Source organism: Nitrososphaera sp. (assembly GCF_037447015.1).
Classification (GTDB): domain Archaea; phylum Thermoproteota; class Nitrososphaeria; order Nitrososphaerales; family Nitrososphaeraceae; genus Nitrososphaera.
Map to the genome: position 1 here is coordinate 1 of NZ_JBBIHK010000055.1, position 10,134 is coordinate 10,134.

Annotated in this window: 12 protein-coding genes and 1 pseudogene; 6 read left to right on the forward strand and 7 right to left on the reverse strand. The window is 57.7% G+C overall.

Features of this window, described 5'->3' with window-relative positions; all coding sequences use genetic code 11:
* Both WKI84_RS12325 and WKI84_RS12330 read left to right on the forward strand, forming a co-directional pair.
* Positions 1-1,322, forward strand: a 1,322-nt coding sequence (locus tag WKI84_RS12325) for a glycine--tRNA ligase (protein ID WP_337863858.1), incomplete at its 5' end; no start/stop codon positions are given.
* Positions 1,319-1,804 carry a hypothetical protein gene (locus WKI84_RS12330; protein ID WP_337863859.1) on the forward strand — a complete coding sequence of 162 codons (486 nt, stop codon included), beginning with the start codon at positions 1,319-1,321 and terminating at the stop codon, positions 1,802-1,804. The genes WKI84_RS12325 and WKI84_RS12330, both read left to right, overlap by 4 nt.
* An 11-nt stretch (positions 1,805-1,815) precedes the next feature.
* On the opposite strand, the gene WKI84_RS12335 is transcribed toward WKI84_RS12330, so the two are convergent.
* The 4 genes from WKI84_RS12335 to WKI84_RS12350 all read right to left on the reverse strand — a co-directional run bounded on the left by WKI84_RS12335 (position 1,816) and on the right by WKI84_RS12350 (position 5,749).
* Positions 1,816-2,436, reverse strand: coding sequence for a methyltransferase domain-containing protein (locus tag WKI84_RS12335; RefSeq protein WP_337863860.1), 621 nt, complete (start codon positions 2,434-2,436; stop codon positions 1,816-1,818).
* Position 2,437: 1 nt separating this feature from the next.
* Complete coding sequence (locus tag WKI84_RS12340) at positions 2,438-3,055, reverse strand: PqqD family peptide modification chaperone (RefSeq protein WP_337863861.1); 618 nt, start codon at positions 3,053-3,055, stop codon at positions 2,438-2,440.
* A 75-nt stretch (positions 3,056-3,130) separates the two neighbouring features.
* Positions 3,131-4,246 carry an S-methyl-5-thioribose-1-phosphate isomerase gene (gene mtnA, locus WKI84_RS12345; RefSeq protein WP_337863862.1) on the reverse strand — a complete coding sequence of 372 codons (1,116 nt, stop codon included), beginning with the start codon at positions 4,244-4,246 and terminating at the stop codon, positions 3,131-3,133.
* A 60-nt stretch (positions 4,247-4,306) separates the two neighbouring features.
* Positions 4,307-5,749: a nucleotide sugar dehydrogenase gene (locus WKI84_RS12350; protein WP_337863863.1), complete on the reverse strand. Its 1,443-nt coding sequence runs from the start codon at positions 5,747-5,749 to the stop codon at positions 4,307-4,309.
* Positions 5,750-5,835: 86 nt separating this feature from the next.
* Here WKI84_RS12350 and WKI84_RS12355 point away from each other — a divergent pair, with 86 nt between their 5' ends.
* Positions 5,836-6,795 (forward strand): hypothetical protein, encoded by a 960-nt coding sequence (locus WKI84_RS12355; protein ID WP_337863864.1) that lies wholly within the window; start codon positions 5,836-5,838, stop codon positions 6,793-6,795.
* Between the two features lie 48 nt (positions 6,796-6,843).
* Here WKI84_RS12355 and WKI84_RS12360 read toward each other — a convergent pair whose 3' ends face one another.
* The 3 genes from WKI84_RS12360 to WKI84_RS12370 all read right to left on the reverse strand — a co-directional run bounded on the left by WKI84_RS12360 (position 6,844) and on the right by WKI84_RS12370 (position 7,776).
* Positions 6,844-7,116, reverse strand: coding sequence for a hypothetical protein (locus WKI84_RS12360; RefSeq protein WP_337863865.1), 273 nt, complete (start codon positions 7,114-7,116; stop codon positions 6,844-6,846).
* 132 nt (positions 7,117-7,248) lie between these two features.
* Positions 7,249-7,494, reverse strand: a complete 246-nt coding sequence (locus WKI84_RS12365) for a hypothetical protein (protein ID WP_337863866.1) — start codon at positions 7,492-7,494, stop codon at positions 7,249-7,251.
* A 120-nt stretch (positions 7,495-7,614) separates the two neighbouring features.
* A complete protein-coding gene (locus WKI84_RS12370) occupies positions 7,615-7,776 on the reverse strand; it encodes a hypothetical protein (RefSeq protein WP_337863867.1) in 162 nt (53 codons plus the stop codon).
* Between the two features lie 332 nt (positions 7,777-8,108).
* Here WKI84_RS12370 and WKI84_RS12375 point away from each other — a divergent pair, with 332 nt between their 5' ends.
* From WKI84_RS12375 to WKI84_RS12385, 3 genes and pseudogenes are all read left to right on the forward strand, one after another.
* Entirely contained in the window at positions 8,109-9,263 is a 1,155-nt protein-coding gene (locus WKI84_RS12375; protein ID WP_337863868.1) for a hypothetical protein, read from the forward strand.
* A gap of 144 nt (positions 9,264-9,407) precedes the next feature.
* Positions 9,408-9,713, forward strand: coding sequence for a hypothetical protein (locus WKI84_RS12380; protein WP_337863869.1), 306 nt, complete (start codon positions 9,408-9,410; stop codon positions 9,711-9,713).
* A gap of 209 nt (positions 9,714-9,922) precedes the next feature.
* Positions 9,923-10,134 (forward strand): annotated as a pseudogene (locus WKI84_RS12385) (hypothetical protein); the annotation flags it as partial.

The window sequence follows — 10,134 nt, forward strand, 5'->3', positions numbered from 1 at the left end:
AGATAGACGGCTGCCAGATAATGAGCAAGAGCGTCTTTGTCGCGTCGGGCCACATAGGCAACTTTACCGACCCCGTCATGAAGTGCACGAAATGCGGCGCGATATTTAGGGCCGACAGGTTCATCGAGGAAAAGACGGGCGAGAGGGTGCCTGAGAGGCTGTCAAACGAGGACATCGACGCGCTGGTGAAAAAGCACGGCCTCAAATGCCCAAACTGCAAGGGCGACTTTGGGCCTGTCAGCAGGTTCAACATGATGTTCCGAGTCGGCATAGGCCCTGCTGCAGAAGAGGCGTACCTGAGGCCGGAGACTTGCCAGTCCATCTTTGTCGATTTCTCGCGTGTATTCAAGACCATGCGGGGCAGGCTGCCTCTTGGCATAGCGCAGATAGGCAAGAGTTTTCGAAACGAGATAGCGCCACGCCAGTCGCTCCTGAGGCTGCGCGAGTTTTACCAGGCCGAGATCGAGGTGTTCTGCAACCCCGCCCGGCTCGACGACCTGCCAAGGTTTGAAGAGGTGAAAGGCACTACTCTCAGGCTCTTCAGGGACGGCGACGCCTCCATCACCGTCGTAACGGCAGAGGAGGCCATTGCAAAAGGGCTTGTGCCAAACAAGCTGGTCGCCTATTATCTGGCGCTCCTGGTCGAGTTTTACGAAAAGACCGGCATCGACGTGTCAAGGAGCAGGTTCCGCCGCCTGTCAGACGAGGAAAAGGCGTTCTACGCCTCTGTCGCGTTCGATTTTGAGGTCCAGACGAGCACCGGATGGCTAGAGCTTGTGGCCTGCAACTACAGGTCAGACTATGACCTGAAAGGCCATGCCGCTACGAGCAAGGAGAAGCTCGAAGTCGTCGATCCGGCAGACCAGCAGAAGGTGCTGCCCCACGTGTTTGAGCTGTCCATGGGCATAGACAGGAGCCTCTACACGATACTGGAACACTCGTACTACGAGGAGAAGGTCAGGGACGAGACAAGGGCGGTGCTGAGGCTGAAGCCGTACCTTGCACCCGTGCTGGTAGGCATACTCCCGCTCATGACAAAGGACGGCCTTGGCGAGAAGGCCAGAAAGATACACGCAGAGCTGAAACTGGACTTTGACTCGTTCTACGACGAGTCGGGCAACATTGGCAGGAGGTACAGGCGCCTTGACGAGGTCGGCGCGCCCTTTGCAGTCACGGTCGACCAGCAGACGATGCAGGACGGCACCGTGACCGTGCGCCACCGCGACAGCATGCGGCAGGACAGGCTCAAAGCAGAAGACCTTGCGCAGTTCATGCGCGACTCTCTAAAGATACCATCATCAGCACCAGCATCATCATCATGACGGCGCCGGCAAAAGACGACGGGGAAGACAAAAAGAAGGAGAAGGAGAAGAAAAAGACGGCAGCAGGTAATGGTGATGATGGTGGCGACGATGGAGGAGTAGGAGAAGAAGAAGGAGAAGGCGACCCGCTGCCGCAGGAAAAGTGGCTCGTCGCCTACCGCAGCCCGTCGTCTGGAAAGGGCCCCGGGGGCGCGTCCTTTGTCAGGCAGTTCTTTGCGCCCGGCTACTACGAAGCTTATGACATTGTGCTGACGCACGCAGAAAAGATGAATCTCGAAGTGCTGTGGTTCCGGGAAAAGCGCAACTGCGGCCCCTACATGAACCGCAACTATCCAGAGCTTGAAACGCTGTGCACGTGGTGCAACAGGAAATTTCCCGGCGAGCCCCTGCCGTGCGGGCGCGACGGGTGCGCAGGGCAGTTTTGCTCAAGGGATTGCATGCAAGAGCACGCGGCGGCAAAAAAGCACCACTATTATTATTAGTACAGGTTACCTTACTTGACGAGGTCGAGCGTCAAGAGCCGGATGCGCTGCGGGTCGCCCCTGAACTGGTCGAGGCAGCGCGAAGAATACTCTTCCGGCGAGCCTTCGTTTGCCCCGACTGCCTTGAAACCCATCGACCGGAAGGTTTCGATGAGCCAGACCGTCCACAGGTCAAACTTGTCCTTGCCGACAGGCTGCAAGAGCTCGTCGGTAAGCTCTGTCACGAGCCTGAACGCGCCCGGCTTTTTCAGCTTGGCATACACTGTTTGGTAAAAGGGGCGCCACTGCTCCTCCTTTTTCTCGTCTACAAACGACGGGTCGGGGAGGACTGCGATAAAGCCATCAATCGAGCCGTCGGGGAACCGGGGCACAATGTCTGCAAACGAGCCCTGCACCACAAACACGTTCTGCAGGCCGCTTGTCCTTGATTTTGCCTGCGCGCACTGCTCCAAGTCGAGCTCGATTCCGACGTAGACCGTCTGAGGGTCGCCCCTTGCGAGCGCCTCTATGAGCCGGCCGTCGCCCATCCCTAGTTCAACTATGGTCCGGGTGTGCGGCGGGACGATTGTAGCAGACAAAGAGGAGGAGGACCCTCCCCCTTCTCCTCCTTCTCCTTCTCCGGCAGCAGGCATGTCAGGCTTTCAACAGCTCTGCTTCGAGCAGCTGCTGCACGAGCTGGACCACTTCCTGCTCGACCTGCTGCCGGGGCATGCCCAGCTTGGCAGAGAACTGGTCCGTCAGCTGGTTGATGGTCTTGGTGCCGTCGCAGCTCTTCCAGAACTCGATTATCGCCTCGTTCACCATGAACCCCTGGTCCTTGTCGTTTGCAAGTATCAGCGAGCCGTCCTCCTGCTTGGTCGAGCGCCCGATCTTGAGCGGCATCGACTTTTCATAGTCTATCTGGAAGCGCAGCTTCGGCTTGCCAAACCCAAGCTGCTCGCGGACGGCGGGGTTCATCCTGTCCAGGCTCCAGGGCGGGTCCCAGACTATCTCTACGTTGATGTTGCCGACGCCGGATATCTTGCCCACATACCTCTTTACGTCGCTTACAAGCGTGTCGTGGAGCGGGCAGCCCCTGGTGGTCATGGTCATCTTGATGTCGACGTCCTTGCCGCCGGCAACCTTGACGCCGTAGATTAGCCCGAGGTCTACCACGTTGACAGGGATCTCGGGATCCATGCACTTTTTCAGGGCCGAATAAACCTGATCTTCTGTGACCTGCTGCTGAGCTGCGGATCCTCCGGAGGCCATCTTCTTTTCTTTTCTCCCTCTGGCAAGAGTTTGGGTCGCACGATAAATATACTTTGTCTGCAGAGGTCTGCGGAACTAGCTTGCAAGGAGCGCCTTCAGGTTCTTCTCAAACGGCGGCTTCAGGATGCCCTTTTCGGTGATGATGCCAGTCACAAGCTCGGGAGGCGTCATGTCAAAGGCGGGGTTGAAAATCCTGACCCCCTTTGGCGCCACCCTCTTTTTGCCGACCCTGACCACCTCGTCGACCGAACGCTCTTCTATGACTACGTCCTCGGGGTTGCTTTCAAGGTCAAACGTGGAGAGCGGGGCCGCGACGTAGAACGGTATGTTGTGCCTCTTGGCAAGCGTCGCCACCTGGTAGGTGCCTATCTTGTTGAACACGTGGCCCGTGCGAAGCACCCTGTCGGCGCCGACGACCACGCGCTTTATCGCGCCCCTCGCCATCATGTGGCCGACTGCCGTGTCCGGTATCAGCGACACGTCGATTCCGTCGTGCTGCAGCTCAAACGCGGTGAGCCGGGCGCCCTGCATGACCGGCCGGGTCTCTGTGGCAATAACGCTCAGGCGCTTGCCCTGCTCACGGGCGGCCCTTATCACTCCAAGGGCGGTGCCGTAGGCCACGGTGGCAAGCGAGCCGGCGTTGCAGTGGGTCATGACCACGTCGCCGTCGCGGAACAGGCTGGCGCCGTACGAGCCCATCTGCCTGTTGGCCTGTATATCCTCCTGCCACATCTTGCGGGCCTCGGCAAGCACGGCGTCGCGTGCCTCCTGCGGCGTCCTGGCCTTTTTCGCCCTGGCCATGACGCGCTCTAGCGCCCAGAACAGATTGACGGCCGTGGGCCGGGTGGACCGGAGCACCTTGAATGCGGTATCGAGATCCGTCATCAGCTCTTCGACGGTGCGGGCCTTGCTCTGCACGGCTGCAAGTGCCAGTCCGAGGGCGGCAGTGACGCCTATGGCCGGCGCGCCCCGCACGACCAGCTTTTTGATCGCGTCTGCGACCTGGCGGTAATCCGTGCACTTGACATAAACCAGCTTGCCCGGCAGCCTGGTCTGGTCTATCATGACGACGGAATTGTCGTCGTCCTTCCATTCGACTGTCAGCAGCAGGTCGAGGCTCTCCTTCCCTTCCTCTTCTTCTATGTTGTTGTCGTCGTTTTTCTTCTCACTTGCTTTCTTTGCGCGTGCCAAGCAGTGAAAAAATCCTCCCCGGCAGGCGGTATTAAATCTATGTCTATTATTTTGCCGCTGTTAGCTCGTTTGATGGCGCCCTATGGACGCTATGCGGCTGAATTTCGACCTGTCAAGCACCCCCCTGCCGTCGTACACGGGCACGTCGCCGGCGCCAAGCTCCTTCTGCGAGAGCCGGGCATACTGCGGGTGGTCGGTTGCCAGTATGACAAGGCCGGCGCCGTCCAGTGCCTCATGGATGTCTGAGGTGAGCGTCGCGCCCTGCGGCAGAGCAGGGTCGGCCGCCTTGACTAGCGGGTCGTGCACCCTTACCTGCTTTACGCCAAGCTTTTTCAGCTCGTCCACCACCGCGTACGTGGGCGACAGGCGCGTGTCGCTGACCCCGCCCCGGAACGCAAGGCCGAGGACTGCCACTGACTCGGGGACAGAGCCGGCTAACCTGATCGCCTCCTGCACGCAGTAGGCAGGCATCGAGTCGTTGACGTTTCGCGCAAGCCGGGTGATGTTGCAGTCGACCTTGGCCATCCCTGCAGCGTACAGTATGAACTGCGGGTAGACGGGTATGCAGGCGCCCCCGACCCCGACCCCGGGCCTGTGTATGTGGCAGAACGGCTGCGAGTTTGCTGCATCTCTTGCCTCCCAGAAGTCGACCCCCGCCTTTTCGCAAAAGCGCGCCATCTCGTTTGCAAGCGCGATGTTGACATCGCGGTAGACACCCTCCAGCAGCTTTTCCGTCTCGGCTGTGCGTATGTTGCTCATCGCCATCACGCCCTTTTTGAAGACGAGCGAGAAGAGCTGCGAGCCGGCGGCCACGCTTGCCGGCCCCGCCCCTGCGACAATGGCGGGGTACCGCTCCTCAATGTCCTCGATAGCCCTGCCCTCGTATATCCTCTCTGGGTTGTATACCATGAGAAAGTCCCGCTCTGCCTTGAGGCCGCCCTCCTCAAGTATCGGCACGACCACGTCTTCCGTGGTGCCCGGTGGCACGCTGGGGTTGAGGACGACGGTGTCGCCCTTTTTCAGCCCCTTTGCAATCGAGGAGGCGACGCTCCTGACCGCGCCAAGGTCGGCAGAAAGCGACCCGGAAGAGGTGAGCACGGGCACGCATATCATCTTGATCTGTGAATCCAGAGACGCCTTTACAGGGTCGTCGTAAACAGAGAACCTCTTTTCTCTTAGGCCCTTTGAGAAGGCTTCGTTCACGCCGGGCTCTGGCACGTGCGTCCTGCCTTTCCTTGCCATTTCAAGGACGGAAGGCGACTTGTCCACCCCAATGACGTGCGCCCCGAACCTGAGCCACACGGACGCTATGGGCGAGCCGACGTGCCCAAGGCCGTACACCGCTATGCGGGCCTGGCCCGATTTGATCTTTTTTGCCAGCCCGGAAAGAGAGGCCGGTGCTGATGATGCTGATGATGATTGTGATCGTGGCGGTGGCTGTGGTAAAGATGAGGAAGAGAGGGCGCGCCTTTTCTTGCCCCTGTCGCTATCGTCGTCTTTCATCCCTCCAAAAGGGAGATCGGCGCACATATTAAAATATGAAGCACCGGCTTGTCACTGGCAGAGAGAAAGAAAGAGACCAGAGCACATTGCCAGCCGCCGACCAGCAGCACAGCAAGAAGTTGCCGCTGCCTCCTCCTCATTCCCCCTCCGTCCCGCCCGAGATAAGGGACTATGTAGAGAGCCTCCAGCATCCGGCTGGGCTCATAGGCTGCCGCGCTCTTGGCAGGGGCCACCCCTGCTGCGAATACGACATTGCAGTCTTGTCTGGCGACGACGACAACGGTGGTGGCGGTAGCGGTGGCAGCAATGCTCCCAGGGAAGAGAATTGTTATCGTTTGGCCAAGGTGGGGAGCCATTTTGTCGAGCTCGTGCACATAGCCAGGCCCGACGAGCATGCGGTCGCCCTAGCTGAAATGGTGCCTGTCGACAAAGCAGGCGGGCTGCTGGTCACGTCCATCGCAGGCGAGGCCGCCAGGCGGAGGGGCAGGTTCTTGGCCGCGCAGGGCAGAAGGTCGCTTGCAAGCTCGCTTGTTTGCCAGCAGAGGATGAAAAGCGCGGCTGCCAAGAACCAGGCCGTCGTTTCGGCCATGTGGCTCAAGATGGCAGCTTATCATTATATCCAGGGCGCCCTTGCGCTTGCAGGCCAGAGGCCGATGCCCCTGCACGAGCTGGCGCAGGCAAGGCAGGCAGACCTCCCGGCAAGCGCCGCAGACGAGCTCTCGACCGCGCTCGACTGCATTGGGATAGAGCGGGCGACGCGGACTGCGATAGCAAGGTCGCAGGAGGCTGTGGCCGAGCTGAAATCGCAGGACCCCGACAGGGAGCTTGTCGCATCCAAAGCCGGATACCTGCTGGAAAAGAGCATGCTTGCCGACTGTTACTATTACCTTGGCAGGGTTGCAGCGGAGAGCCTCGCAGGCAGGGGAACGGCCTTTTACAGCAAATACGCCAAGCTTGTGCAGCTGGCCATGGACTTGCCCAGCGATAGCCATCGGCTGGAAAAGCTGCAGCTGGCGCTGCACAGGGCCGCAAAAAAGGGCCTCTGATTCTTACTTCTCTCTCTCTCTCTCTTTCTTTACGCTACGCGGTTTTACTTACTTCCGCCTTACGGTCAGGACCGGCGCCGTCGCAGCTTCTGTCCCCACTACTACTGGTGCTGCTGGTTTTGCCGTCCTTGCGCGCAGCTTTGCCTTGTACTTCAGGTTCCTCGGCTTTGTCCGCAGCCTGTACCCGCAGCATGGGCACCAGAGGCCATCCCACTTGATGAATATCTCGCAGATCTGGCACCTCTTTTGTCCCGAAGCGTACCGGCCAGAGCCGACTGGCTTTTGAGCCTTGTGACGGATGCATATGCCTTTGCAAGTCATCGCCTGTTTCAGGCCAAACTCGGCCAGTTTTGTATTTCAATATTAGTAATAATCGCTTATGATTTGTAACTAGTGATTTAGCAGATTAGATGACTGAAATGAAACAAAGGAAAAGGGCCGCCGCCGTTTGGCCTAGCGGACCTCGATCTTTTTCACCGAGAAAGCCTCGTGCATCGTGACGTACTCGTCAAGCTTCATCTTGATGTCGTCGGCCTCGGTGTCATCCATGCCGGTCATGCCAGCCTTGAACGAGATCTTGTTGCCAGAGACGTTTACGTCCGAAACCTGCATATCGGCATAAACGTTTGCAAGCTCGTTGGCCCACTCCTTGGCTTCAGCTGCATCTACGCCTGTCGTTTCTACTGTTACGTTGTACATTTTGGTCATTCAAAACCACCTATGTCGGAATTTGCCCCGGCATTTATAAAGTTGACGTGCTTGGCTCCTGTTTTTCGGCGGGAGGATTTAAACTGCCACCAAATCCCGCATATAAAGGCGCTATTTTTCAGAGAAGCCCCAGTATTTCACCAGCTCTTTCTCAAAGCTGTTGAACTGGTCGTCGTTGAGCGAGTCGCCGCAGTTCTTGTGCGTGGGCACCACCCTCAGCCCTGCAAGCTTGAACTCGACCTCGTAGAATGTCACCTTGGGGCAGTTGCACATATTCTTTTTCTTTCCGGCAGGCAGGGATTAGAAGGCTCCACTTATTTGCTTATCGCCGGCGGCCAAAGGGTTGGAGGGGAGGGGCAAAAAGATACGCGTAGTCCTTAACAATGACTCAGAGTATAAACGGAGCGCAGAATGGACGGGATCTTTCTTGGCCGCCATTTTCGCAACACCGGGCAGGGCAGGCCTTGCTGGTTTGGCACTAATTTTTCTTGTATCTGGGCGATTTTTTGAGAAAAAGTAGCCCGTGCGGGGGCGCAGCCCAACTAAAACATTTATCAGAGGTCGCCCCCTGTACGGTCTCAATGGATTCCAGGTTTTTCGCCTCCATGGCGATAGCTTCTATGCTGGTGCTGGGCATCTTGGCTACAGCCGCTGCTGCTACTACTAATGCGGCGTACGCCCAGACAGACGACAGATGGTACGTGGGCGAGGGTGCCAAGCAGGACATGTACGTGAAATACAGGATACAAGAGTTTGACACAAACAACAATGATCCTTTCGAGATGACGATTTACTTTAAGGAGCAGGACGCAGACGGCAACTGGATTGCACCCACGTTTGTGCAGTACAGGGGCAATGTCTACTCGGGCACCATGAAGCTTGGAGACAACCTTGCGTCGCTTGGCGGGGGCTCCGACATACCCGACGACCTCAGGCGGTTCGTCGGCGCGTATGGCCGCTCTCTGCAGTGGCTCGAGGCTTTCACAGCAAAGTCAAGGCCCCTTTCACTTAGCCAGCCATCCTGGGGCAAGATAGCAGCTATCGGTGGCGAGGAGATAAAGCCGCTGGGCAAGGAGAAGGTGGCAGTCCCGGCAGGCACGTACGACGCCACATTGATCGGGTGGCACAAGGGCAACAGGGACAACAAGATATGGGTCGTAAACGACTTTCCATACCCTGTCAAGGCCGAGACCTACGTAGAGGTCGCGTCGGGCAACGCGCCTATCCAGTACGCGTTTTCGCTCCTCGAAGTGGGAATGGGCGAGCCAGAGCTGCCAACGGGCGTGGCCGAGATACCAGAGCCGCCGCTCACCCAGGGGACGCCCAGGGGCACCTTCGAGATAGAGCTTGACTGGGAGCCGGCCTCGATAGAGCCGGGAAAAGAGGTCGAGTTTGGCCTGAACTTTTACGACAACAACGGCTTCCCGCTTGAGAGGGTGAGCTATGACTTTGTGGTCAAGGACGGCAGCGGAGAGACGATCGAAGAGCGCGCAAACCAGTTTGCAGACTTTGGCACAAGCTTCCAGAAGGTGACCTTTGAGCAGGGAGGAGGCAAGACCGTGACTGTCAGGGTCAACTCGGTCAGCGGCCAGGGCACGGGCCAGTTCACCGAGGAGGTCGACTTTAACATAGTCGTGGTGCCCGAGTTCCCGGTCAGCGCGGCGCTGATAGCGGCTGCGGTGATTGGCCTCGCTGTCGCCATGACGAGGCTCCGGGGCACAAGCTTGGGGAGCATGTTTGGCGGGAGAAACGGCCTCTAAAAGGCGCGTTTTCTCTCCTCCCCATCCACCCTTTTTCCTTTTGCCGTTTTTCGCTTTTGACAAGGAGCGAAATCCGTCGCGTGCCGTCGCCCTGCAGCCAGCCGACAGCAAAATTTAAAAAGGCATGCCCTGATTGTATAGCAAATGACTCTACCAAAGGGATACGGAAGTGGTGGACGCAAGGGCGGTAGCGGTGGAGGCGGCGAGAGCCGTGACGACATCGAACGCATGATCGGTCGCAGAGTCGAAAACATGAAGGGCATCTACATCATGGGCTTTGCGCTGTGCTGGGCTGCAACCGCAGGCGGTGTCTACGTAGGCGTCACAGTCTACCCGTGGGCATACCCGCTGCCAAGTGGCATTTACGCACTGTCCGTCCTGACCGTCATCGAGGCCCTAGGGCTCTTCTGGATAATGAAGATCGCCAACGAAAAGCCAGTAAGAGCTTAGAATCCTTTTTTCTTCTTTTCTTTTTAATTCGTCTCGTACATCCTCTATCTGCATTTCCTGCACACACACATCCATTCACAAGCTTTACTGCCCTGCAGACATGCAGACAATACGCACATTACCTGTCGGCATAACTCTTGTGTGCGAAATTCGCACAGCTTTTTAGCGGACATAAAATTTTATATACGAGCCTAATGTCTAGGTCTCTAATGGTCTGGCTTAGACGTACAACGCACTACCTGTTCATAGTAGTCGTTGCTGTCAACAGCACGCTGCTAACCATCAACGCAGGAGACTACATCTTCTACACAGACTGGATGTGGACATCCTTCGTGGTATTCTCGATCTCACAGTCGACCATGCTCGCTGTGGGCGCGATATACTACATGTTGTTCACAGGCGTTCCAGGCACTGCAACGTA

Coding starts and splice junctions, on each gene's coding strand:
- WKI84_RS12330 (WP_337863859.1), top strand. CDS start 1,319: ATGACGGCGCCGGCAAAAGACGACGGGGAAGACAAAAAGAAGGAGAAG.
- WKI84_RS12335 (WP_337863860.1), bottom strand. CDS start 2,436: ATGCCTGCTGCCGGAGAAGGAGAAGGAGGAGAAGGGGGAGGGTCCTCC.
- WKI84_RS12340 (WP_337863861.1), bottom strand. CDS start 3,055: ATGGCCTCCGGAGGATCCGCAGCTCAGCAGCAGGTCACAGAAGATCAG.
- WKI84_RS12350 (WP_337863863.1), bottom strand. CDS start 5,749: ATGAAAGACGACGATAGCGACAGGGGCAAGAAAAGGCGCGCCCTCTCT.
- WKI84_RS12360 (WP_337863865.1), bottom strand. CDS start 7,116: ATGACTTGCAAAGGCATATGCATCCGTCACAAGGCTCAAAAGCCAGTC.
- WKI84_RS12365 (WP_337863866.1), bottom strand. CDS start 7,494: ATGTACAACGTAACAGTAGAAACGACAGGCGTAGATGCAGCTGAAGCC.
- WKI84_RS12370 (WP_337863867.1), bottom strand. CDS start 7,776: ATGTGCAACTGCCCCAAGGTGACATTCTACGAGGTCGAGTTCAAGCTT.
- WKI84_RS12375 (WP_337863868.1), top strand. CDS start 8,109: ATGGCGATAGCTTCTATGCTGGTGCTGGGCATCTTGGCTACAGCCGCT.
- WKI84_RS12380 (WP_337863869.1), top strand. CDS start 9,408: ATGACTCTACCAAAGGGATACGGAAGTGGTGGACGCAAGGGCGGTAGC.